The organism is Pseudonocardia kujensis (assembly GCF_021283305.1).
In the GTDB taxonomy this organism is placed as follows: domain Bacteria; phylum Actinomycetota; class Actinomycetes; order Mycobacteriales; family Pseudonocardiaceae; genus Pseudonocardia; species Pseudonocardia kujensis.
This window is the reverse complement of sequence record NZ_JAJSOK010000003.1, coordinates 165,421-188,385: the sequence shown is the minus strand read 5'-3', so window position 1 is coordinate 188,385 and position 22,965 is coordinate 165,421. Positions and strand designations below refer to the sequence as shown.

General features: G+C 71.5%; 21 protein-coding genes. All 21 read left to right on the top strand.

Annotated elements, in window-relative coordinates; translation table 11 throughout:
• Positions 1–19 precede the first annotated feature (19 nt).
• The 21 genes from LWC35_RS03915 (at position 20) to LWC35_RS03815 (ending at position 22,910) form a co-directional block, all read left to right on the top strand.
• Positions 20–1,015: an ABC transporter substrate-binding protein gene (locus LWC35_RS03915; protein ID WP_232868489.1), complete on the top strand. Its 996-nt coding sequence runs from the start codon at positions 20–22 to the stop codon at positions 1,013–1,015.
• Positions 1,012–1,743 carry an isochorismatase family protein gene (locus tag LWC35_RS03910; RefSeq protein ID WP_232868488.1) on the top strand — a complete coding sequence of 244 codons (732 nt, stop codon included), beginning with the start codon at positions 1,012–1,014 and terminating at the stop codon, positions 1,741–1,743. Before LWC35_RS03915 ends, LWC35_RS03910 begins: the two co-directional genes overlap by 4 nt.
• On the top strand, positions 1,740–2,603 hold the full coding sequence (locus LWC35_RS03905; RefSeq protein ID WP_232868487.1) for a polysaccharide deacetylase family protein: 864 nt from the start codon (positions 1,740–1,742) through the stop codon (positions 2,601–2,603). The genes LWC35_RS03910 and LWC35_RS03905 overlap by 4 nt, the downstream gene beginning before the upstream one ends.
• Entirely contained in the window at positions 2,600–3,628 is a 1,029-nt protein-coding gene (locus tag LWC35_RS03900) for an LLM class flavin-dependent oxidoreductase (protein ID WP_232868486.1), read from the top strand. Before LWC35_RS03905 ends, LWC35_RS03900 begins: the two co-directional genes overlap by 4 nt.
• Positions 3,625–4,353, top strand: coding sequence for an SDR family NAD(P)-dependent oxidoreductase (locus LWC35_RS03895; protein WP_232868485.1), 729 nt, complete (start codon positions 3,625–3,627; stop codon positions 4,351–4,353). The genes LWC35_RS03900 and LWC35_RS03895 overlap by 4 nt, the downstream gene beginning before the upstream one ends.
• 71 nt (positions 4,354–4,424) lie before the next feature.
• A complete protein-coding gene (locus LWC35_RS03890) occupies positions 4,425–5,240 on the top strand; it encodes a GntR family transcriptional regulator (RefSeq protein WP_232868484.1) in 816 nt (271 codons plus the stop codon).
• A 153-nt stretch (positions 5,241–5,393) separates the two neighbouring features.
• Positions 5,394–6,755 carry an aminomethyl transferase family protein gene (locus LWC35_RS03885; RefSeq protein ID WP_232868483.1) on the top strand — a complete coding sequence of 454 codons (1,362 nt, stop codon included), beginning with the start codon at positions 5,394–5,396 and terminating at the stop codon, positions 6,753–6,755.
• Positions 6,756–6,789: 34 nt separating this feature from the next.
• Positions 6,790–7,932, top strand: coding sequence for an LLM class flavin-dependent oxidoreductase (locus LWC35_RS03880; protein WP_232868482.1), 1,143 nt, complete (start codon positions 6,790–6,792; stop codon positions 7,930–7,932).
• The gene (locus tag LWC35_RS03875; RefSeq protein ID WP_232868481.1) at positions 7,929–9,497 is read left to right on the top strand and encodes an aldehyde dehydrogenase family protein; all 1,569 of its coding nucleotides are present in this window, start codon (positions 7,929–7,931) and stop codon (positions 9,495–9,497) included. The genes LWC35_RS03880 and LWC35_RS03875 overlap by 4 nt, the downstream gene beginning before the upstream one ends.
• Positions 9,484–9,918 (top strand): MarR family winged helix-turn-helix transcriptional regulator, encoded by a 435-nt coding sequence (locus tag LWC35_RS03870; RefSeq protein WP_232868480.1) that lies wholly within the window; start codon positions 9,484–9,486, stop codon positions 9,916–9,918. Before LWC35_RS03875 ends, LWC35_RS03870 begins: the two co-directional genes overlap by 14 nt.
• A 134-nt stretch (positions 9,919–10,052) precedes the next feature.
• Positions 10,053–11,093 carry a cupin domain-containing protein gene (locus tag LWC35_RS03865; RefSeq protein WP_232868479.1) on the top strand — a complete coding sequence of 347 codons (1,041 nt, stop codon included), beginning with the start codon at positions 10,053–10,055 and terminating at the stop codon, positions 11,091–11,093.
• Between the two features lie 33 nt (positions 11,094–11,126).
• Positions 11,127–12,302 carry an FAD-dependent monooxygenase gene (locus LWC35_RS03860; RefSeq protein WP_037050628.1) on the top strand — a complete coding sequence of 392 codons (1,176 nt, stop codon included), beginning with the start codon at positions 11,127–11,129 and terminating at the stop codon, positions 12,300–12,302.
• A 34-nt stretch (positions 12,303–12,336) separates the two neighbouring features.
• Positions 12,337–13,254: a fumarylacetoacetate hydrolase family protein gene (locus LWC35_RS03855; protein ID WP_232868478.1), complete on the top strand. Its 918-nt coding sequence runs from the start codon at positions 12,337–12,339 to the stop codon at positions 13,252–13,254.
• Entirely contained in the window at positions 13,251–14,483 is a 1,233-nt protein-coding gene (locus tag LWC35_RS03850; RefSeq protein ID WP_232868477.1) for a CaiB/BaiF CoA transferase family protein, read from the top strand. The genes LWC35_RS03855 and LWC35_RS03850 overlap by 4 nt, the downstream gene beginning before the upstream one ends.
• Before the next feature lie 12 nt (positions 14,484–14,495).
• A complete protein-coding gene (locus tag LWC35_RS03845; RefSeq protein WP_232868476.1) occupies positions 14,496–15,395 on the top strand; it encodes a hydroxymethylglutaryl-CoA lyase in 900 nt (299 codons plus the stop codon).
• Between the two features lie 92 nt (positions 15,396–15,487).
• Complete coding sequence (locus tag LWC35_RS03840; RefSeq protein ID WP_232868475.1) at positions 15,488–16,579, top strand: ABC transporter substrate-binding protein; 1,092 nt, start codon at positions 15,488–15,490, stop codon at positions 16,577–16,579.
• On the top strand, positions 16,579–18,297 hold the full coding sequence (locus LWC35_RS03835; RefSeq protein WP_232868474.1) for an ABC transporter permease: 1,719 nt from the start codon (positions 16,579–16,581) through the stop codon (positions 18,295–18,297). Before LWC35_RS03840 ends, LWC35_RS03835 begins: the two co-directional genes overlap by 1 nt.
• Before the next feature lie 52 nt (positions 18,298–18,349).
• Positions 18,350–19,507 carry an ABC transporter ATP-binding protein gene (locus LWC35_RS03830; protein WP_232868473.1) on the top strand — a complete coding sequence of 386 codons (1,158 nt, stop codon included), beginning with the start codon at positions 18,350–18,352 and terminating at the stop codon, positions 19,505–19,507.
• Between the two features lie 42 nt (positions 19,508–19,549).
• A complete protein-coding gene (locus tag LWC35_RS03825) occupies positions 19,550–20,683 on the top strand; it encodes an LLM class flavin-dependent oxidoreductase (RefSeq protein WP_232868472.1) in 1,134 nt (377 codons plus the stop codon).
• Complete coding sequence (locus LWC35_RS03820; protein WP_232868471.1) at positions 20,680–21,507, top strand: NAD(P)-dependent oxidoreductase; 828 nt, start codon at positions 20,680–20,682, stop codon at positions 21,505–21,507. The genes LWC35_RS03825 and LWC35_RS03820 overlap by 4 nt, the downstream gene beginning before the upstream one ends.
• Positions 21,504–22,910, top strand: coding sequence for an aminomethyl transferase family protein (locus tag LWC35_RS03815; RefSeq protein WP_232868470.1), 1,407 nt, complete (start codon positions 21,504–21,506; stop codon positions 22,908–22,910). Before LWC35_RS03820 ends, LWC35_RS03815 begins: the two co-directional genes overlap by 4 nt.
• Positions 22,911–22,965: the final 55 nt, after the last annotated feature.

The window sequence follows — 22,965 nt, the reverse complement described above, 5'->3', positions numbered from 1 at the left end:
AGAACAAGGAGTCGGACCGATGAGAAGGACGTTCGTGGCGGCGGTCGTCGCCGCGGCACTGGCGGTCGTCGCAGGGTGCGGCTCGGGCGGGTCGGAGGTGAACACCGGCCTGGACGGGCTCCGGATCGGCTTCTTCACCAACGGCGGCCAGACCCCGACGTACGTGGCCCTCACCGAGGGGATGTTCCACGAGCACGGGCTCGACGTGGAGCGCGTGGAGTTCCAGGACCCGTCCGCGATGACGGCGGCGCTGCAGCGCGGGGACATCGACCTGATGTCCTCCATCCCCGGCCCGCCGCTCGCCGCCCGCGCCGCCGGGCTGGACGTCCAGGCCATCATTCAGAACGAGGCCGCCAAGTACGAGCCCCCCGACTCGGGCACCGTGATCGCGGCGCCGACGAGCGGGATCAGCACTCTGCGGGATCTGCCGGGCAAGCGGGTGGCGATCTTCGGCGGGGTCCGGAGCCAGATGAACGCCGGCGCGCTGTGGTTCATGCAGGGCCAGGGCATCGACACCTCCGGCATCGAGTTCGTCGAGGCCCCGTTCGCCAGCCACCTCGACCTGCTGCGCTCGGGCCAGGTCGACGCCGTGATGACCATCGACCCGTTCTCCACCTCGATCGAGCAGTCCGGTTCGGGGACCGTTGTCGCCTACCCGAACCTGCTGGCCAACCCCGGGGCCCCGCTGTCCGCCTGGTGGGCGACCCGGGCGTGGGTGGAGGGCAACCCGGATCGCGTCGAGAAGTTCCAGCAGTCCCTGCGCGCCGCGATCGACTGGCTTTACGAGGACGAGGGGCGGGCCCGGCAGACCGTCGCGGCCTTCACCAAGCTGGACCCGGCGCTGCTGGCGAACATGCCGCTGAACAACTGGTCCTACAACGTGGACGAGAAGGCCTGGGCGCACAACGTGGAGATCCTGGTGTCGCAGGGCGCGCTGCCCGCCGTGGTCTCGACCGACCAGTACTGGGCGCCGTCGATGAGGACTTTCGTCGCCGCGTCGGCGGTGGGGCGGTGAGCGGCGCGGAGTTCGCGGCCTCCGTCGAGTGGGACACCCTGCGGCACGTCTGGGACGACGTCGCCGACCCCGACATGCGGACGATCTACCAGGCTTACCGCCGCACGCTCGGGCTCAAGGGCCGCGTCGCCCTCGTCGCCGTCGACCTCTACAACAAGGCGTTCGAGGGCGGGCCGCTGCCGCCCCGCGAGCTCCAGAACACCTACCCCTCCAGCTGCGGGAAATACGCGCACACGGCCGTCGAACCCATCACCCGGGTCTTCGCGGCGGCCCGCCGCACCGCCGTCCCGGTCATCCACGTCACGGCGAACGCGGCGGCGGGCCCGATCACGGCGACGAACCGGCGAGTCGGTGGCCTGGACCCCGCGGGCCCCGCGGACCAGTGGGACTTCCACCCCGCCCTGGCCCCGGCACCTGGTGAGGTGATCGTGGTGAAGGAGCGGGCGAGCGCCTTCTACGGCACGCAGCTGGTGGCCGAGCTCGTCTCGCGCGGGATCTCGACCGTCCTCGTGGTCGGCGAGAGCACGTCCGGCTGCGTGCGGGCGACCGTCGTCGACGCTTGCTCGAACGGCTTCCACACCGTGGTGGTGGAGGACGGCGTGTTCGACCGTTCGTGGCTGAACCACCAGGTCAACCTGTTCGACCTCCACCACAAGTACGCCGACGTCCTCGACTCGGCCACGGTGATCGGCCTGCTGGAGCGCCTCCCCGCGGCGGCCCCGCGATGACCGCGGGGTTCGCTGCGACCGGGCCGGTCCCGTTCCGGTCCGCACGGGCTCGCACGGGCTGGACCCTGCCGGGCGGCGCGCGGCTCGCCGTGTGGGTCGTGCCCAACGTGGAGTTCTTCCCGCTGGACCGCCCGGTCCCGGGAGGCACCGGCGCCGCGCACGACACGCTCGCGTTCGCCGTCCGCGACTACGGGACGCGCGTGGGCTTCTTCCGGGTGCTCGACGCGCTCACCGAGGCCGGGGCCCGGGGCACCGCCGCGGTCAACGCGTCGGTCGTCGAGGCGTACCCGGAGCTCGTCGCCGCGATGCGGGAGGCCTCCTGGGACGTGATGGGCCACTCGTGGACGAACGCGCGCCGGCTCGACCAGCTCTCCGAGCAGGAGGAGCGGGAGGAGATCGCCCGGGTCACCGACACCCTGGGCGCGGCCTTCGGCGCCCGGCCCGCGGGGTGGCTCGGCGCCGGACTCGCCGAGCGCTCGACGACGGAGGCCCGGCTCATCGAGAACGGCTACGACTACGTGGCCGACTGGGCCACCGACGACCGCCCGGACCTCACCCGCTCCGGGCTCGTCACTGTGCCGTACACCCTCGAGGTGAACGACAAGCCCGCGTTCGACCAGCGCCTGCTCACTCCCGAGCAGTTCGCCGACCTGGCGATCCGTACTTTCGAGGTGCTCCACCGCGAGGGTGCGCAGGAACCGCGGGTGATGGCCATCGCGCTGCACCCCTACCTCATCGGCGTGCCGCACCGGATCGACGCGCTGCGCCGGCTGCTGGGGCACATCAGGGACCACGACGACGTGTGGTGGACCGACGGGGCGACCCTGGCCCGCCATTACCGGAAGGAGACACAGCGGTGAAGACCGGCATCTACGTACCGATCCCGCACGTGACCGCGCACTCCGCGCGGCTCGGCGAGGTGGACGCGGCCGGGCGGCGGGGGCTCGACCCCGGCACGGTCGATCCTGGGTACCGGCTCGCGCTCGACAGCGTCACCGAGGCGGAATCGCTGGGGTTCGACATCGCGCTGTTCGCCGAGCGTCATCTGGGCACGGACCTGGAGTCCTGGGTGCTGGCTGCGGCGGTGGCCTCGCACACGCACCGCATCACGGTCATGCCCGCGATGAACCCGGACTTCTGGCACCCGAACATCGCGGCCAAGATGGCCGCCACCTTGGACCGCGTCGCCCCCGGCCGGAGTGCGATCAACTTCGTCACCGGTTGGAACACCGCCGAGAACACCTTCTTCAGCACTGTGCGACCCACGGGGGAGGAGGAGAAGTACTCCCGTGCCGAGCGCTACATCGAGACGATGCGCGCCACGTGGGCCGCGGACGCCGACCTCGCTGCGCACCTCGAGGAGGGTGAGGAGTTCACGGCGGCGCCGATGCCACTGGTCCCCGCGGGCGGGCCCCCGCCGTTCTACACGGTGAGCCGCTCCCGGCGCGGGCTCGAGATGGTCGCACGCTGTGCCGACCATTGGTTCGTCGACTATGGCACCGACCCCGAGCGCCCCTTCGCCGAGGTGCTGGAGACTGCGCGGGTCTCGGTGGAACGGATGCGGGAGCGCGCCGCGCGGTACAACCGGACCGTCGGGTTCGGGCTAAGCGCCTTCGTGGTGCCTGCGGAGACCGAGCGTGCCGGCTGGGACGAGGTGGCGCGGCTGCGAGCCGAGGCCACCGCCCGGTCGCCCGAGCTCGTCATCCCGAAGCTCGGCGCGGTGGGAGCGCAGCTTGTGGGTCCCGCCGAGCTGATCGGCGAGCGGGTCGCGGCGTATGCGGAGATCGGTGTGGACCTCGTGCTCTGCAAGTACGTGCCGGAGCCCGACGCGCTGCCCCGGCTGGCGTCGGTCCTGGCGCGCGACCCGGCGGTGGCCCGGCGATGAGCCCGGCCGACACCGTGGTCGTCACCGGGGCGGGTAAGGGCATCGGTACGGCGATCGCCCACCGTTTGGCCGCCGACGGGCGACACGTCTGGTGCGTGGACGTCCTGGCGGACCAGGCGGAGGAGACGGCCCGGGCCCTGCGCGAGGCCGGGGGCGAGGCCACGGGGGCCCACTGCGATGTCGGCGACCCGGGCTCGGTGACCGCGCTGTGGGACCGACTGGCCGTGGCAGGTCCGGTCTCCGGGCTGGTCAACAACGCCGCGGTCTTCCCACGCGGCGCCGCCCTCGAGATCGGCCTCGCGGAGTGGCAGCAGGTCCTCGCGGTGAATCTCACCGGCGCATTCCTGATGTGCCAGGCGTTCGCCCGGCAGGCCTCCGGCTCCGGCGCCGTGGTCAACGTGGCGTCGGGCCAGGCGTTCCGGCCCCTCGCGGGCGGCGCCCACTACGCCGCGGCCAAGGCCGGGCTCGTCAACCTCGGGCGGGTCCTCGCCCTCGAGTGGGGGCCGCTCGGGCTGCGGGTCAACACCCTCGTCCCCGGGCTCGTGCCGTCCGACCAGTCGCGGGCGGCGGTCGATGACGCCGGGTTCGCCGCACAAGCGACGATCACGCCGCTCGGCCGGCTGGCCACCCCGGTGGAGGTCGCGGAAGGGGCGGCGACGCTGCTCTCCGCGAGCTTCGTGACCGGCCAGGTCCTCGTCGTCGACGGTGGGGTGCTCCGGCTTTGAGGCGGTCCGCGACCGCGGCGCGCGTCACCGGACGCTCGTCGTCCGGAGTCCTCGTGGTCGAGACTGGCGCCATGGCCATCCCCGACGAGAGCCGCCGCCGACTGATCGCGCTCCGGCGGCGCCGGGCGCAGTCCCTCACCAGACGGGCGCGCGAGACCGCCGTGCGGCGGGTCGCGGACCTCGTCCGAGCGGCCCTGCTGACCGGCGACGGCGGACGGCTTCCGTCCGAGGACGATCTACAGCGCCACTTCGAGGTGAGCCGCAACGTCGTGCGGGACGCGCTCGACAGCCTCCGCGGCGAAGGGCTGATCCGCCGCAGCCCCGGGACCGGGACCTTCGTCGTCGGGGAGCGCTTCGACCATCGGGTCGACCGCCTCGGCGGCTTCCATCCTCAGGGTGCGCAGGTCCAGACCCGTCGCGAGGTGCTGGAGGCCAGGTCCATGACGGCCCCGCCGATCGTCCGCGAGCGGCTCGGCCTGCCGGGCGGCTCGGGCTGCGTGATGGTCGAGCACGTCACCGTCGTCAACGACGAGCCGACGGGCTTCTGGACCTCCTACCTCCCGCCCGACCTCGACGCCGTGCCGGGCCACATCGACACCTGCGGATCGCTGCACCAGGCGGTCGTGGCGGTGGCCGGGTGCGAGGTCGGCGAGATCAGGACGGCCCTCGCGGCCGCGCTCGCCGGGCCGTCGGTCGCACTGAGCCTGGCCATCACCGAGGGCGACCCGGTCATCCGCCAGGAGCAGGTGACCGTGCTGGCCGACGGACGGACCTGCGAGTTCGCCATCGGCTGGACCCGCGCCGACCGGATGATCATGCAGACCGTGCGGCGTCCGGGCGCGGCGGTACCGACAGTCCCGCCTGCCGTCGCCCGGCTGCCTTATTGACAGGCAAGCCTGCGAAAATCTAGGGTCGGCAAGCCGGTTGGGAGCGCGGCGGCCGCAGGTCGGCGGCGCGCGGAACAGCCGAGGTGACTTCGCCGGGCCCGCTGTCCGAGCCCGGAACCCGTGTCTTGCACGCCAACGACGGAAAGGCAGACGATGGTCAACGAGAGCTTGCAGGCGAAGCTGGCGACGTACTCGAAGCCGGTCGACATGCTCCGTAACGCCCCGCTCAAGCTGTTCAGCCTCGCCTACGCCCCGCAGCACTCCAACTGGCGCGACGAGCAGGCGGCGTGGATGTCGAGCGCGGTGCTGTTCGACCAGTCCAACCACATGAACGACGCGTACTTCAAGGGTCCCGACGTCGTCCGGCTGATGTCGGACACCGGGATCAACAGCTTCAAGAACTTCGGTCGCAACAAGTCCAAGCAGTTCATGGTCTGCGGGTACGACGGCAACCTGATCGGGACGTCGGTGCTGTTCGGCCTGGAGGACGACGAGGTCAGCCTCGTCGGTCCGAGCGCCTGCGCGAACTGGGTCCAGTACCAGGCGGAGATCGGCGGGTACGACGTCGAGGTCACCTGGGACCGGCGGACCGCGGACAGTGACGCCCGCCGGCGGCTGTTCCGGTACGAGATCGAGGGTCCGCTCGCGAAGAGCATCCTCGAGAAGGCCACAGACGGGGCGCTGCCCGAGGTCCGCTTCTTCGGCATGACCGAGTTCGATCTGGGCGGCGCGCAGGTGCGCGCGCTCAAGCACACGATGGCCGGCGCGCCCGGTGACGACAACATGGGCCTGGAGATCTGGGGTCCGTCCGAGGACGGCCCGCGGGTCCTCGACGCGCTCCTCTCCGCGGGCGAGGAGTTCGGCCTGGTGCGCGGCGGCGCGCTCGCCTACTACAGCTCCGGGATCGAGTCCGGCTATCTCTCGCAGCCGGTCCCGGGGATCTACACCGACGAGCGGATGCGCGCCTACCGGGAGTGGCTGCCGGGCGACGGGTACGAGGCCAAGATCTCGATCGCGGGCAGCTTCGCCTCTGACGACATCGAGGACTACTACCGGACCCCGTGGGACATGGACTACGGCCACATCATGAAGTTCGACCACGACTTCATCGGCCGGGAGGCGCTCGAGGCGACCAAGGACGAGCCGCGCAAGCGCAAGGTCTGGCTGCGGTGGAACGACGAGGACGCCACCCGGGTCATCACCAGCAGCCTGTTCTCCCCGCGGGGCACCGGGGCGAAGTTCCTCGACATGCCCCTGGGTCGGTACGCACGGGTGCAGTTCGACCAGGTCCGTGCGCAGGACGAGCTCGTCGGTATCTCGGCGATGTGCGGCTACACCGTCAACGTCGGCGGCTTCTTCTCCCTCGGCATGCTCGACGCCGACGCGGCGGTCGACGGCAAGGAGGTCAGCGTGGTCTGGGGCGAGGAGAACGGTGGGACCGCCAAGCTCGGGGTCGAGCGCCACGTCCAGACCGAGATCCGGGCTACGGTGCACACCTCCGCTCCGATCCGCTGACCGGTTCGTCGTCACGAGGAACGAGGAGAACGACATGGACGTCGCGACCCAGACTCAGACCCCGGCCGCGGCCGCACAGCCGACCTCGGCGATGTACGGCGACAATGCGATGAAGCTCGGCATCTTCTGCCTCAACATCAGTGGCGGGATGGTGATGTCCGAGGCGGCACCCAACGTGCTGTCGTGGCCGGACACCGTGGCGGTCGCACAGGCCGCCGATGCCGCCGGGTGGGAGTTCCTGCTCTCGCTCGGGCGGTGGAGGGGGCACGGCGGGCGGATGAACGCCAACGCCGAGCAGTACGAGACCTTCACGTGGGCCGCGGGCATGGCCGCGGTGACGCAGCGGATCCACCTGTTCGTCACCTGCCACATCCCGGTCTTCCACCCGATGCTTGCCGCGAAGATGGCCGCCACCATCGACGCGATCAGCGCGGGCCGGGTCGGCCTCAACCTCGTGGCGGGGAACAACGCCCTCGAGTTCGGGATGTTCGGGATCGACCAGCGCGAGCACGAGGACCGGTACGCAGCCGCCGAGGAGTGGCTGATGCTGGTCGAGCGGTTGTGGACAGAGCAGGACGAGGTGGAATGGGAGGGGAAGTACTACACGGTGCGGCGCGGCTACCTCCAGCCGAAGCCGGTGCAGCGTCCGCGTCCGCTCATCGTGTCCGCCGGAACTTCAGGCGCGGGTCTCGACTTCGCCCTCAAGCACTCCGACTACTCCTTCCAGGGCGGGCCGGACCTCGACATTGTCGGGGGCATCGCCCGTCGGACGGAGGCGAGGGCGCAAGAGCTCGGCGTGCGCGGCGGACGGATCACGTTCGCGCCCGTCGTGCTGGCGGACACCGAGGCCGAGGCCTGGCGCTACTTCGAATGGTACGTCGACGAGCTCGGCGACCTCGAGGCCGCGCAGAACCAGATCCGCGGGTCCATGGCCGGTGGTAGCCAGAGCTTCTCGCCCGAGGTGCACCTCCAGATGGCGCGTTACAAGGTGGCGGGCTGGGGCGGCATGCCGCTTGTCGGGACCGCCGAGCAGATCGTGGAGCGGCTCGTCGCGTACAAGGAGCTCGGCTACGACGGTATCGCCCTCGGCTGGGTCGACATGGCCCAGGGGCTGGCCGAGTTCAACGAGAAGGTCGTGCCGCTGATGGTCGAGGCCGGACTGCGGTCCGCGCCGTGAGCGCGGGGGAGTTCCTCGACGGCCGGATGCTGATCGACGGGAAACAGGCGGACGCCTCGGACGGGGCGTTCCTCGACGCGGTCGACCCGGCGACCGAGGAGGTCATCGGGCGGGTGCCCGCCGGCACCACCGAGGACGTCCGGCTCGCCGCGGCCGCCGCGGAGCGGGCCGCCCCCGCGTGGGCCGGGCTGCCCCCGCGCGATCGCGCCACGGCGCTGGTGGAGGTGGCGGCCGCCCTGCGCGCCGAACGGGACCGGATCGTCGACCTCGAGGTCCGCGACTCGGGCAGCACGGTCCGCAAGCTGCGTCTCGACATCGCCCGCGCCGCCGAGAGCCTGGAGTACTACGCCGGGCTTGCCGGTGAGCTGAAGGGCGAGACCGTGCCGGCGACCGCCCGCGGCCTGCACTTCTCGACGCGGGAGCCGTACGGCGTCGTCGGTCGGATCACGCCCTTCAACCACCCGATCTTCTTCGCCGCGGGGAAGATGGCGGCACCGTTGGCCGCCGGCAACACGATGGTGATCAAGCCGAGCGAGCAGACCTCGCTCTCCGCGTGCGTTCTCGGGGAGATCTGCGGGCAGGTCCTGCCGAGCGGCGTGGTGAACATCGTGACCGGCATGGGAGCGGTGGCGGGGGACGCCCTTGTGCGCGACCCGCGGATCCGCCGCATCGCGTTCACCGGCTCCGTCGCGACCGGGCTGGCCCTGCAGCGGGCGGCCGCCGAGGTGAACGTGAAGACACTCAGCCTCGAGCTCGGTGGCAAGAACCCGATGGTCGTGTTCCCGGATGCGGACCTGGAGGCGGCCCTGCCCGCGGCGGTCGCGGGGATGAACTTCAGCTGGGCGGGGCAGTCCTGCGGCTCGCAGAGCAGGCTCTTCCTGCACGAGAGCATCTACGACGAGGGCGTCGCCCGGGTGGCGGAGCTCGTCGACGGGCTGGCCGTGGGCGACCCGCGGGACCCGGCCTCGGACATGGGGCCGGTGAACTCCCGGGCGCAGTACGAGAAGGTGCTGCGCCACATCGACACCGCACTCGAGGACGGGGCGCGGCTGGTCGCGGGCGGCCGCAGCCTGCGCGGCGAGCGCTTCCCGGCGGGCTACTGGGTCGCCCCCACCGTGTTTGCCGACGTCACACCGGACATGCGGATCTTCCGTGAGGAGGTGTTCGGTCCCGTCCTGTCGATCGTGCGGTGGTCCACACCGGACGAGGTGGTCGCGATGGCGAACGACGTGGAGTACGGGCTGACCGCCTCGGTGTGGACGCGCGACCTCGCCACCGCGCTCAACACCGTCCACGCCATCGACGCCGGCTATGTCTGGGTGAATGGCGTGTCCGCACACTTCCCCGGGACGTCGTTCGGCGGCGTGAAGAACAGCGGGATCGGGCGCGAGGAGGGGATCGACGAGCTGTTCAGTTACACCCAGCCAAAGTTCGTGCACGTCAACGCCATGACCCGTTGGGAAGGGGTGGGGCTCCCCGGGCGGTACCGTCGTCCTGATCCGTGGTCCGACAGCGGTCGGAACGCCCGGCAGAAGAGGAAAGACGAAGGCGATGGCAACTCCTGACGCACTGGACGTCGCCGCCCGGCTGCGGGCCTGTCTCGGCCCGCTCGTCCGGAAGGTGAGGGGGCTGCGCGAGGACGGGGACCTGACTCTCGGCCAGGCCTCCATGCTGGCGCGCGTGGCGCAGAAAGGGCCGACGACGGTGGCGTCGCTGGCCGCCATCGAGATGATCCGGCCGCAGTCGGCCGCCCAGGTCGTCCAGGCCCTGGAGGCGAAAGGCTATGTCGACCGGAGGACCGACCCCGACGACTCTCGGCGCCTGATCGTGGAGGTCACGTCCAAGGGAAGCGACTGGGTCACCGACACGCGGGAGGCCTGGAACGGGCGCTTCGCCGCCGTCATCGCCACCGAGCTCTCGGCGGCGGAGCAGCGGCGCCTGGCCGCCGCCATCCCGCTGCTGGAACGGTTGCGCGAGGTGCTCTGACCCGCCGGGCGGGGTCCGCCCTCGCACGGGGCTTGTGCTGGCTCGTCCGTTCACGGAAACTGTTCACGCAAGATGCTCAGTACACTGAGCATCTGACAGATCGTCGGCTCGTCCGATGGGAAGGTTGGCTCTCAATGGCCGAGATAACGACCGACCACGCCTACTCGCAGATCACGAAGCTCGGCGCAGAGCCGCTCTGGCGGCACTACGGCGACTTGTTCCACCCCGAGCCGCGCAGCGCGGCGGTTCCGCACCGCTGGTCCTTCTCCGACCTGCGGCCGTACATGCTGCACTTCACCGAGACGCTCTCCCTCGAGGAGGCGGAGCGCCGGGTGTTGATGCTGGTGAACCCGGGGTTGGCCGACCCGCCCGCCACCGTGAACAGCCTGTTCGCCGGGATCCAGATCATCATGCCGGGGGAGACCGCGCAGGCCCACCGGCACACCGCCAACGCCTTCCGCTTCATCATCGAGGGCGAGTCCGCCTACACGACGGTGAACGGCGAGCGCGTCCACATGCGCCCTGGTGACCTCCTGTTGACCCCCGGTTGGCACTGGCATGACCACTACCACGAGGGGTCGGGCCCCATGATGTGGCTCGACGGGCTCGACTTCCCGCTGACCAACAGCTTCGAGGCGGGCTTCTTCGAGCTGTTCGGCGACCGCACCCAGAAGAGCAGGGTCCCCGACGACTTCTCCAGCCGCGTCTATATCCACGGCCGGCTCAACCCGGTCTGGGAGACCCCGCAGACCGCGTCCTCCCCGGTGGGCAACTACCCGTGGTCGGAGACCGAGCGGGCCTTGGCGGCAATCGGTGACGACGTGGACGGCAGCGAGTCCGAGGGTGTCGTGCTCGAGTACACCAACCCGTGGACCGGCGGTCCGGTGATGCCGACGATCGACTGCCGGATCCTGCGGCTGCGACCCGGCTTCGTCGGTCGGCCCGCGAGGACGACCGCGAGCACGATCCTGCACGCGGTACGGGGCCGGGCGACGGTCGAGGTCGGCGACACCACGTTCGACCTCGAACCGAAGGACATCCTCGCCGTGCCCGGCTGGGCGCGCTACCGGCTCGACTGCGCCTCGACGTCCGAGGACGCCGTCCTCTTCGCCTACAGCAACCGCCCCGCTCTGCGGGCGCTGGAGCTGTTGCGCGAGGAAGCCCTGGCGGACTGACCCACATGATCGCGGCGAAAGGGAGAAGCGACGATGCCGGATAGCCGGGACGCAGTGATCGTCGGCGGGGGGATCGGGGGCGTGTCCGCAGCATTGGCGCTCTCACACTCCGCGGACTTCGAGACCATTCGAGTGCTCGAGAGGTCGGACGAGTTCGGCGAGATCGGAGCGGGGCTGCAGCTCGCGCCGAACGCCCAGCACGCCCTGGAGGCGTTGGGGATCGGCGCGGCCGAGCTCGACCGCTATGCCTTCCGCCCGGGCCGCCTGGTCATGTTGGACGCGTTGTCCGGTGAGGTGATCACCGCGCTGGACCTCGGTGCGGAGTACGAACGCCGGTACGGGAAGCCCTACATCGTGATGCACCGGCGGGACCTGCTCGACCTCCTCGTCGACGCGGCCAAGCAACGCGCGAACGTCGAGCTGTGCGTCGGGCAGACGGTCTCCGGCGTCCAAGACGAGGGCACCCGTGCCGTCGCCCGCACCGAGCAGGGGGTCGACCACGTTGCCGACCTCGTGATCGGTGCCGACGGGCTGAGGTCCACCGTGCGCGAACAGGTGGTCGGCGACCCGGCCCCCGTCCCGTCCGGCTATGTGAGCTACCGCGGGACCCTGCCGTTCGACCACGTGGCGGAGCTGGCCGGCGGGCGCGACGTGCTCGTCTGGGCGGGGCCGGGCATGCACCTCGTGCAGTACCCGATCCGCCGCGGCGAGTTGTACAACCAGGTCGTCTGCTTCCGCAGCGACCGCTTCGACACGGGGCACTCGGACTGGGGCCTACCCGACGAGATCGACGAGCACTACGCCGAGGCCTGTGCGCCCGTGCGGGCGAGCGTCGAACTCATCTCCCGCGACCGGCACTGGAAGATGGTCGACCGGGACCCGGTCGAGAACTGGGTGCGGGGACGGTTGGCCCTGCTCGGCGACGCGGCGCACCCGATGTTCCAGTACGTGGCCCAGGGTGCCTGTCAGGCGCTCGAGGACGCCCAGGTCCTGGGGAGCGTGCTGGGCGCGCAGCCTGACATCGACGCTGCCCTGGTGGAGTACCAGCGCCTGCGCGTCCCCCGGGCCGGCCGGGTGCAGCGGACCGCCCGGAGCTTCGGCGAGCTGCTGCACCTCGAGGGCATGGGCGCGACCGTGCGCAACCGCCTGCTCGAGGCGCGGGCACACGACGACTACTCGGAGTCGGACTGGCTGCACGGCCACCGCTGACGAGGACCAACCGAACCGCAACGCAGGAGACATCGTGCATCTCGCCACGTTCGACGACGACCGGCTGGGCGTCGTCCTCGACGACCGCATCGTGGATGTCAGCGACGTCGTGGACGGCACCGACGACACTCGGGGCACCGGTGGTGGTGGCCTCGGCGCCGGCCGCATGCGCCGCTACATCGCGGACCCGCGGCCCGAGGAGGTCGCGGCCGCGGCGAGGGCGCGCCCCGGCCGCCCGCTGGCGGAGGTGACGCTGCGCGCCCCCGTGCCCGACCCCCGCGTCATCGTCGCGGCCCCGGTCAACTACCTCGACCACCAGCAGGAGATGCGAGAGTCGGCGGACGTGGGGGCGCTCGGCTTCTTCCTCAAGGCGCCATCGTCGCTGCTCGGGGACGGCGGGACAGTGCGCCTGCCCTATGGCGACCGCAGGTTCGACCACGAGGCGGAGATCGCCGTCGTGATCGGCAGGGAGACCCGGCACGTGCGCGAGGCGGACGCCCTCGACCACGTGTTCGGCTACACCGGCCTGCTCGACATCACGATGCGGGGCGGTGAGGACCGCTCGATCCGCAAGTCGTTCGACACGTTCACACCTTGCGGCCCGTGGATCGCGACGCCCGACGAGCTCGCCGATCCCACCGACGTCGCCTTCTCGCTCACCAACAACGGGGAGCTGCGGCAGAAGGCGAGCACGAGCGGCCTGATCTGGGGTGTCGCCCGGTTCGTGGCCTACGTGTCGACCGTCCTGACCCTGCGCCCGGGCGACATCCTCAGCACGGGCACGCCCGCGGGCGTCAGCCCCCTGCTCGACGGCGACGTGGTCAGCATGCGCGCCGACGGGATCGGCACGCTGACCGTCCGGGTCGACGGCTCGTCGACGACGCCGAGCCCCACGCGGGGGCACCACTCCGGCCCGACCCCGCCGCCGGGGGACCGCGGCGGTGCTCGGTGACCGGGACCGCCCGGCCAGAGGAGCGGCCTGCGCCCGCCGGGCCGCTGGTCGGCCTGCGCGTCATCGAGCTGGGTTCGATCGTCGCCGGTCCGTTCGCCGCCCGGCTGCTGGCCGACTACGGCGCCGACGTGGTGAAGATCGAGTCGCCCGAGCGGCCGGACCCGCTGCGGGACTGGGGGCAGGCCGCCTACCGGGGCCACCGTCTGTGGTGGACGAGCCACGCGCGCAACAAGCGCTGCATCACCCTTGACCTGCGCAGCGAACGCGGGCGGGAGCTGCTCCTGCGCATGGTCGAGTCCGCCGACGTCGTGATCGAGAACTTCCGGCCGGGGACCCTGGAACGGTGGAACCTCGGCTGGGAGGAGCTCAGCGCGCGGAACCCGCGGGTGATCCTGGCGCGGGTGTCGGGCTACGGGCAGACCGGGCCCTACGCGCACAAGCCCGGCTACGCCTCGGTCGCGGAGGCGCTCTCCGGTCTGCGCTCGATCAACGGCTACCCCGGGCAGGCACCGCCACGGCAGGCCATCAGCCTCGGTGACTCGCTGGCCGGGATGTTCGCGGCGCAGGGCGTGCTCGCGGCCCTGCACCACCGCCACCGCACCGGCGAGGGCCAGATCGTCGACGTGGCGCTGACCGAGTCCTGCTTCGCGCTGCTGGAGTCGACGGTCGCCGAGTACGACCGGCTCGGCCGCGTGCGGCAGCCGGGCGGGACGCGCCTCGACGGGATCGCGCCCTCGAACGTCTACCGCACCGGGGACGGGCGGTGGCTGGTCGTGGCCGCGAACCAGGACACCGTGTTCCGCAGGCTCGCGATCGCGATGGGCACCCCCGAGCTTGCCGACGACCCTCGCTACGCCACCCACGTCGCGCGCGGTGAGCACCAGGACGAGCTCGACGAGCTGGTCGGGAAGTGGGTGTCCGAGCGGCCCGCGGCGGAGGTCGCCGCGATCCTCGACGCGGCGGGGGTCGTCTGCGGTCCGATCAGTACAGCCGCCGAACTCGTCACCGACCCGCAGCTGCGGGCGCGGGGCATGCTCGTCCCGCATCACGACGAGCGGGTCGACGACGACGTGCTGGGCCCGGGTGTGGTCCCCGTCTTCTCCGCGACCCCGGGACGCGTCCGGTGGGCCGGTCCGCCGCGCCCCGGGCACCACAACGACGAGGTCTACGGCGAGCTCGGGCTCACCGCCGCCGACCTCGACGCGCTCGCGTCCGACCACGTGATCTGAGGAGCTCCGACCGTGCTGGGAATCGTCGAGGTGGGGCCGCGGGACGGCCTGCAGAACGAACGCGCACTGCTCGACACCGACGCGAAGGTCGAGCTGATCCGGCTGGCCCTCGCCGCGGGCGCGCGGCGCATCGAGGCGGTGTCGTTCGTGCGGCCCGACGCGGTGCCGGCGATGGCGGACGCCGAGGCCGTCATGGAGCGGGTGCCGCGTTCGCCCGGGGTGTCCTTCATCGGGCTGGTGCTCAACCCGCGCGGCTACCGGCGCGCGGTGGCGGCGGGGATCGACGAGGTCAACGTCGTCGTCCCGGCGTCGGACGGGTTCGCGAAGGCGAACCAGAACTCCACGACCGCCGCGCTGACCGCGGTCGCCGAGGAGGTGGTCGCCGAGGCATCCACGGCCGGGCTGTTCACCACCGTCACCGTGGCGACCGCCTTCGGGTGCCCGTTCGACGGCGAGGTCGACCCGGCCCGGGTTTTCGCCATCGCCGAGCGCGCCGCCCGGGCCGGCGCCAGAGAGATCGCCGTCGCGGACACCATCGGCGTGGGCGTGCCCACCCAGGTGCGTGAGCTCCTCGAGGGTGTGCGATCGGCTGCGCCGGGGGTCGCGACCCGCGCACACTTCCACAACACTCGCAACACCGGCTACGCCAACGCGGTCACCGCGTACGAGTGGGGCGTGGGCAGCCTGGACTCGTCGTTCGGCGGCATCGGGGGCTGCCCCTTCGCACCGAACGCGACGGGCAACATCGCGACCGAGGACCTGGTCGCCCTGCTCGACCGCATGGGCGTCGACACCGGCTTGGACCTCGGCGCCCTGCTGCCGATCGCCGACCTCCTCTCGGAGCTGCTCGACTACCGCGTCCCGGCGCTCCTCCCTCGGGCAGGCGCCTTCGGCGGAGCCCGTCGCACGTGACCTGACAAGCGGGCAGGCGACGTCGCCGGACGCCGACCGATCCACGATCTCAACGACGAGAGGCAACGATGAGAACCACAGGGGTTGTCCGTATGGCGGCCAGCACGGCGATGGTGGCGTCGTTGACGCTCGCCTGCGGCTCGGGCGGTGGGCAGGGCTCGGGCGCGGAGGGGCCGAAGACCGTCGCCGAGGTCCTTGCCGCGGTCGACGGGCTGCAAGGCGAGGCCCGGAGGCAGAAGCTGGTCGAGCTGGCGGAGGCCGAGGACCGGCCGTTCCGGCTCTACAGCGCGAGCTCCGGCGACGTGGTCGACGCCGAGGTCGAGGCGTTCACCAACGCCACCGGGGTGCGCGTGGAAAGCTACCGGGCCTCGGCGACCGACCTGACCCAGCGGGTGCTGACCGAGAACCAGGCCCGCTACGCCGACGGCGCAGACGTGCTGTTCAACGACTACAAACAGATGCTGATCTACAGCGCGCAGGGCCTGCTGCAGCCGCTGCCCACGCCCGCCGCGGAGGGCATCGACCCCGCGTTCGTGCGGCCCGACTGGATCGGGGCCACCATGTACGCCTACGTCGCCGCATGGAACGCCGACCAGGTGAGCACCCCGCCGCGGTCGTGGCCCGAGCTGCTGACGCAGTTCAAGGGCAGGCTCGCGATCTTCGACGTCGACTACGACTGGTTCGCGACACTGGTGCAGGACATGGTGCGCCAGGGGATGAGCGAGGACGCCGCCGTCGACCTCTTTCGGCAGGCCGCCCGGGGCTCGCAGCTGGTCGACCAGCACACGCTCGGCGCCAACCTGCTCGCCGCGGGCCAGTACCCCGTCGTCACGTCGGCCTTCGGCTACCGCATCGACGTGCTGAAGAAGGGCGGTGCGCCGGTCGACTGGCAGCCCGCTGTCACGCCTGTCGTCGCTCTGCCGCTCGGCCTCGGGATCCCGCACACCACCGACAACCCGGCCTCCGCGGTCCTCTACGTCGAGTGGCGGCTCGGCGACACCCAGAAGCTCATGGCGGACGAGTTCGCGCTCAGCCCGACCAACCCGCAGTACGGCGGCGTGCTCGCGCAGTACCCTGGCCAGGTCCTCACCGTCGACGAGAAGACGCTGACGGTGGACGAGGGGCGCTGGAAGGACCTGTACGCCCAGGTCGTGCGCGGGACGAGCGGCAAGGTCACCGGCTGATGGCGCAGTCGACGCTCCTCGACGCGGGTCCCGCACCCAGCGGTCCGCCGCCGACCGCCCGGCGCTCCGACCTGGTGCTGCCCGGGGTCACGCTGCTGACGTTCGTCGTCGTAGCTGTCCTGGTGCTGGTCCCGCTGGGCTTCCTGCTGGTCAAGACGTTCACGGTGGGCGGCTCCTTCAGCCTGGCCGCGTTCGCCGACACCGTGAAATACCCCGGTTTCGGGGCCGCGCTGTGGACGACCGTGGTGTTCGCCGTGCTGGCCACGGTCATCGCCCTGGTGACCGGCAGCGTCACGGCGTTCGTCCTCGTGCGGACCGACGTCCCGGGGCGTCGGGCCCTCTCGCTCGTCGTGCTGGTGCCCCTGATCCTGCCGAGCGTGCTCTACGCGATGGCCTGGGTGTTCCTGGCCTCGCCGCGGATCGGTCTCCTCGAGCACTTCCTCGGCTGGACCGCGTTGAACGTCTACTCGGTCGGCGGGATGGCACTCGTGCAGGGGCTGGCGATGGCTCCGCTGGCCCACCTCGCCTTCGCCGGGACGTTCACGTCGATGGACCCCTCGCTGGAAGAGGCGGCCCGGGTGGGCGGGGCGTCCGCGGCACGGACGTTCCGCCGGGTCACGCTCCCGCTCGCCCGGCCCGCTCTGCTGTCCACGACCGTGCTGTGCTTCACACTCGCCGTGGAGGGCTTCGAGATCCCGATCCTGCTCGGCCTGCCGAACAAGCAGTTCACCCTGACCACCCTCATCTACCAGGCCCTCGGCGAGTACCCGCCGGACTACGGCGTGGCCGGGGCGATCTCGACGATGCTGGTGGTGGCGCTCGCGCTGGTCATCCTCGCGCAGAACCGCGCCATGCGGGCCACTCGCTCCTTCCAGACGATCTCCGCGAAGGGCCACAGCGCGCGCCGGCTCGCGCTCGGCTCGTGGCGGTGGCCGGTGTGCGCGCTGACCTGGCTGTACGTCGGGGTGACGGTCGTGGCGCCGTTGGTGATGCTGGCGTACGCCTCGACCCAGAGCTTCTACCGGCCGCCGTCGTGGGAGTCTCTTGCCACGGCGGGCCTGGACTCCTACGGCGCTGCGGCGGGCACCCGCGACTTCGCCGACGCGGCGATCAACTCCGTCCTGCTGTCGGTCGTCGTCGCGAGTGCGCTGATGTTCCTGATGTCGGTCGTGGCCTGGATCCGGGTCCGGTCCGGTCTGCGGCTCGCCTGGGTGGTCGAGTCCATCGCCACCGTGCCGCTGGTGGTGCCGGGGCTGATCCTCGGCGTGGCGCTGCTGACCGTGTACGTGAACGCCGACATCGGCGTCTACGGCGGCCTCGGCATCCTTGTCATCGCCTACATGACGCGGTACATGCCTTTCGGGGTGCGGTACGCGCAGAACGCGATCTACCAGATCGACGACCACCTGGAGGAGTCGGCGCGGGTCAGCGGCGCATCGCGGTGGCAGGCCTTCGTGCGGGTGCTCGTGCCCCTGATGAGGCCCGGACTAGTCGCCGGCTGGATCTTCATCGCGATCGTCTCGTTCCGAGACCTGTCGACCCCGGTCCTGCTGTACTCCTCCGACAGCAAGGTGTTCCCGGTGCTGGTCTTCGAGAAGTGGCAGAACGGGGCGCTGAGCGAGGCGGCGACGATGGGCATGATGCTCGTCCTGTTCCTGCTGGTGGTCGGTGCCGTCGCTGCGGTGCCGCTGCGTCGCTCCGGCGGGGTGCGGCTGTGAGACCGGCCCTCCCGCCCGTCCTGTCCCCGTCGCTGCCGAGCTGGAGACGTTCATGCTGACCATCACCGACCTCTACAAGACCTACCGGGGCGCGGCGAGCCCCGCCGTCCGCGGTGTGTCGTTCGAGGTGCCGCGCGGCGCGATGGTCAGCCTGCTGGGGCCCTCCGGCTGTGGCAAGACCACCACCCTGCGCTGCGTCGCCGGCCTCGAGACGCCGGACTCCGGCGAGATCGTGCTCGCCGACCGGGTCCTCGACTCGGTCAGCCGAGGGGTCTCCGTCCCGGTCCACCGGCGCGGGCTCGGCATGGTGTTCCAGTCCTACGCGATCTGGCCGCACATGTCGGTCCTCGACAACGTCCGCTTCCCGCTGCAGACGCTGCCCCGCTCCGAGCGGGTCTCGCGCGCGGAGCAGACCCGCCGGGTCGAGGAGGCACTCGACCTCGTGCAGCTCGGGCGGTTCGCTGCGCGCCGTGCGACGGACCTGTCCGGCGGGCAGCAGCAGCGGCTCGCGCTGGCCCGGGCGCTGGTCGGCCGCCCGCCCCTGCTGCTTCTCGACGAGCCTCTGTCCAACCTGGACGCGCGGCTGCGGGACGAGATGCGGTTCGAGCTGCTCCGACTGCAGTCCGAGCTCGGGATCACCACCGTGTTCGTGACCCACGACCAGGCCGAGGCACTGGCGCTCAGCGACGCCATCGTGCTGATGAACGACGGCGTGATCGCCCAGGTGGGCACCCCGACGGAGCTGTACCGGCGCCCGGCGTCGCGCTTCGTCGCGTCGTTCATCGGCCGGACCAACCTGTGGGACGGCGACGTGCTCGACGAGCCCGGCGTGGACGGACTGGTGACGGTGGGCACGCCGCTCGGTCCCCTCCGCGGGGTCGTGGGCGCGGACGGCGTGCGGCGGGGCGGCCCGGCGGTACTGGCCTGTCGGCCCGAACAGATGGCGATCGAGGACATCGAGACCGCGGCCCCGCGGTCGCGCAACGCCGTGGAGGCCGTGGTGAAGAGCAGCATCTTCACCGGCGACGCCGCGGAGTCCGTGCTGGAGGCCGGGCGGGTCGAGCTGCGTGTTCGACACGCCCCCGACAACCGCCACGCGCCCGGGGACCGGGTCCTCGTCCGCTTCACCCCGGGGGACTGCATCGTCCTCCCGAGCGGTGCGGAGGCGGACTCGACCGACGGTGTGCCCGAACGCGAGCTCGTCGGCTGACCGCAGCCCCGTTCGGGAGCAAGAAGAAACGAAGGGACCACGATGAACACTCCACTCCGGCCCGGCGCGATGCGCGGTGACAACACGTTCAAGCTCGGCCTGTTCGGCATGAACTGCTCGGGCGGTCTCACGATGACCAAGGCCCCCGAGCGCTGGGACCCCTCCTGGGCGAACAACCTGACCGCCGCCCGGCTCGCGGACGAGGCGGGTCTGGAATTCGTCCTGCCCATCGGGCGCTGGCTCGGCTACCGCGGTGAGACGGACACCGAGGGCACGTCGTTCGAGACGCTGACCTGGGCGTCGGGCCTGCTCGCGGCCACCCGTGGGCTCACCGTGTTCGGCACGGTCCACGTCGGACTGATCAACCCCGTGTTCGCGGCCAAGCAGATGGTCACCGCGCACCACATCGGGGCGGGCCGCTTCGGGCTCAACGTCGTGTCGGGCTGGAACGAGGGCGAGTACGGCATGTTCGACGTGCCGATGCTCGAGCACGACGAGCGCTACGCCTACACCGAGGAATGGGTGAGGATCGCCCAGCGGATATGGGGCGAGGAGGAGCCCTTCGACTTCGACGGCCGCTACTTCCGGCTCAAGGGCGTGCTCAGCAAGCCGAAGCCCTTCGGCGCGCGGCGGCCGCTGCTCATGAGCGCCGGGTCGAGCCCGGCGGGGCGGGACTTCGCCACGCGCAACGCCGACTGCCTGTTCATGGCGGTCGTCGACGAGAGCAAGGTGGCGGGCGAGGTCGCGGGCCTGCGTGCGGCTGCGGCACCGCGGCCCATCGGCTGCTACACGAGCGCACACATGCTCACCCGGCCGACCGCGAAGGAGGCCGCGGAGTACTACCACTACGTCGTCCACGAGAACGGCGACTGGGAGGGGGCCGAGCACATCGTGGCCATCCGGACGCAGGGCACGCGCTCCTTCCCGGCCGACCGCATGCAGGAGCTCAAGGAGCGGCACATGGCGGGCATCGGGAGCCTCCCCCTGCTTGGCAGCTACGACGAGGTCGCCGACAAGCTCGCGGCGCTGCACGCGGCGGGCCTGGACGGGGTCGCTGTGGGGCTCGTCAACTACATCGACGAGTTCCCCGTGCTGCGCGACGAGATCCTCCCGCGCCTCGAACGGCTCGGCCTGCGCGCGCCGTTCGCCGGCCGGGCGGCGGAGGAGCGGGCATGACAATCCGAACGGTGGGAGTGCTCGGCCTCGGCGCGATGGGACGGCCGATGGGGCGCCACCTCGTGACGGGCGGTTTCGACGTCGTCGGGTACGACCCGTCGGCGGAGAGCGTGCGGCGCGCCGAGGAGGTGGGTGTGCGCGGGCTGGCCTCACCCAAGGAGGTGGCGCAGGAGAGCGACGTCGTCCTGATCGTCGTCGGGTTCGAGGAGCAGGTCGAGTCCGCCGTGTTCGGCGACGACGGCCTGCTGGCGGGTGCGCGGCCGGGTCTGGTGCTGGGCCTCGGGTCCACCGTCTCGCCCACCTACGCGCGCGACCTGGCCGCCCGGCTCCAGGGCAGCGGCATCGACCTGCTCGACATGCCGGTGACCCGCAGCGACCGGGCGGTCGAGAGCGGGACCGCGCTGGTGCTCGCGGGCGGCGACCCGGCGGTCCTCGACGCCTGTCGGCCTGTGCTGGCCACCTTCGCCACCGACGTGTTCGCGCTCGGGGAGTTCGGCAGCGGCCAGGTCGCCAAGATGGTCAACAACATGATCCTCTGGGCGTGCGTCGCCGCCAACGACGAGGGCCTGCGCCTCGCCGAGGAACTCGGCGTCGACCCGGACCGCCTGCGGGAGGCGCTCGTGGTCAGCAGCGCGGCGAACTTCGCCCTGATCGAGCGCGCGGACGAGCGTCCGGTGCCGTGGGCGGAGAAGGACATGGTCATCGCGCAGCAGGAGGCCGACAAGCTGCGCTTCGCCATGCCGGTCGGCGGGCTGGTCAAGGAGGCCGTCAAGGCGTTCAAGCTCCGCAAGGGCTACCCGACGCCGGGGACGGAGCCGCGGTGACGGGGGGTCGGCGCTCGCTGCAGGACGTCGTCGACGCCGTCCCGGACCTCGTCGAGCACCTCCGCAACGACACCCCCGGGCCGGCGATCCGCACCCGCACCGACCAGATCCCCGTCCCCGCCGAGTTCTCGAACTGGCGGTCCGAGCAGCGGGCCTGGCACGAGACGGCGATCCTCTTCGACCAGTCCCACCACATGCCTGAGCTGTTCCTCTCCGGACCGGACGCCCTCGCCCTGCTGTCCGGGGTCGGGGTCAACAGACTGGCGAACCTGGCGCCCGGTCGGGCCAAGCAGTTCATCGGCTGCGCTCCCGACGGGAGCATCATCGGCGACTGCATCCTCTACCCGCTGCCCGGCGGGGTCTACGAGCTGGTCAGCAGCATGCCCCTGCTGAACTGGGTCGAGTACCAGGCCCACGTCGGCGGGTGGGATGTGACGGTCGTGCGGGACCACAACACCGCCGACAACCCCACCGGGCGGCGGGTCCGCTTCCGCTTCCAGCTCGACGGCCCGGAGGCCGGCGCGATCTTCGACGAGGTCGTCGAGGGGGAGACTCCGGACATCCCGTTCTTCCGGACGGCGACGGCCGTGGTTGCCGGCGTCGAGGTCCTCGTGCTGCGGCACGGCATGGCAGGGCGCAACCGGGGCGTCGAGATCTCCGGGCCCTACGAGCACCGGGAGGCGGTGCGGGCCGCGATCCTGGCGGCGGGCGCCCCGCGCGGCCTGCGCCAGGGCGGCCTCAAGGCCTACTTCACCACTGTCTACGAAACCGGATGGATCGCCTACCCGCTGCCGGCGGTCTACACGGGGGAGGAGTTGCGCGGTTACCGCGAGTGGCTCCCCGCCGACGGCTGGGAGGGCCGGTTCCAGCTCGCAGGCAGCCTGCGTCGGGACCGGATCGAGGACTACTACCTCACGCCCTACGACCTCGGCTACGGCCACCTCGTGTCCTTCGACCACGACTTCGTCGGGCGGGCGGCACTGGAGGCCGTGGCGGCCGCCCCGCCCAAGAAGCGCGTGACGCTCGTGTGGGACACCGAGGACGTACTCCGCGTCATGCGGTCGCTCTTCGAGCCGGGGCTGCCGTACAAGTTCCTCGATCTGCCGATCGCCGACTACGGCGTGCTCATGCAACGCGACGAGGTGCGCGCTGCGGACGGCAGGCTCGTCGGGCAGTCGACGTTCTGCGGCTACACGGCGAACACGCGGGCGGTGCTGTCGCTGGCCGTGGTCGACGCCGAGCACGCCGAGCCCGGCACCGAGGTGACGATCACGTGGGGCGAGCCCGACGGCGGCTCGCGCAAGCCGCGCGTCGAGGAACACCGACAGTGCACCGTCCGGGCCGTCGTCGCCCCGGCACCATACGGCGCGGCCCCACGATTATTGACAGGTACGCCTGTCTAACTTATGGTCGGGTGGTCCGCTCGGGACCGCCGCTCACCAGCGCGCCGGCCGGACC

Coding starts and splice junctions, on each gene's coding strand:
- LWC35_RS03915 (WP_232868489.1), top strand. CDS start 20: ATGAGAAGGACGTTCGTGGCGGCGGTCGTCGCCGCGGCACTGGCGGTC.
- LWC35_RS03905 (WP_232868487.1), top strand. CDS start 1,740: ATGACCGCGGGGTTCGCTGCGACCGGGCCGGTCCCGTTCCGGTCCGCA.
- LWC35_RS03895 (WP_232868485.1), top strand. CDS start 3,625: ATGAGCCCGGCCGACACCGTGGTCGTCACCGGGGCGGGTAAGGGCATC.
- LWC35_RS03890 (WP_232868484.1), top strand. CDS start 4,425: ATGGCCATCCCCGACGAGAGCCGCCGCCGACTGATCGCGCTCCGGCGG.
- LWC35_RS03885 (WP_232868483.1), top strand. CDS start 5,394: ATGGTCAACGAGAGCTTGCAGGCGAAGCTGGCGACGTACTCGAAGCCG.
- LWC35_RS03880 (WP_232868482.1), top strand. CDS start 6,790: ATGGACGTCGCGACCCAGACTCAGACCCCGGCCGCGGCCGCACAGCCG.
- LWC35_RS03870 (WP_232868480.1), top strand. CDS start 9,484: ATGGCAACTCCTGACGCACTGGACGTCGCCGCCCGGCTGCGGGCCTGT.
- LWC35_RS03865 (WP_232868479.1), top strand. CDS start 10,053: ATGGCCGAGATAACGACCGACCACGCCTACTCGCAGATCACGAAGCTC.
- LWC35_RS03860 (WP_037050628.1), top strand. CDS start 11,127: ATGCCGGATAGCCGGGACGCAGTGATCGTCGGCGGGGGGATCGGGGGC.
- LWC35_RS03840 (WP_232868475.1), top strand. CDS start 15,488: ATGGCGGCCAGCACGGCGATGGTGGCGTCGTTGACGCTCGCCTGCGGC.
- LWC35_RS03835 (WP_232868474.1), top strand. CDS start 16,579: ATGGCGCAGTCGACGCTCCTCGACGCGGGTCCCGCACCCAGCGGTCCG.
- LWC35_RS03830 (WP_232868473.1), top strand. CDS start 18,350: ATGCTGACCATCACCGACCTCTACAAGACCTACCGGGGCGCGGCGAGC.
- LWC35_RS03825 (WP_232868472.1), top strand. CDS start 19,550: ATGAACACTCCACTCCGGCCCGGCGCGATGCGCGGTGACAACACGTTC.
- LWC35_RS03820 (WP_232868471.1), top strand. CDS start 20,680: ATGACAATCCGAACGGTGGGAGTGCTCGGCCTCGGCGCGATGGGACGG.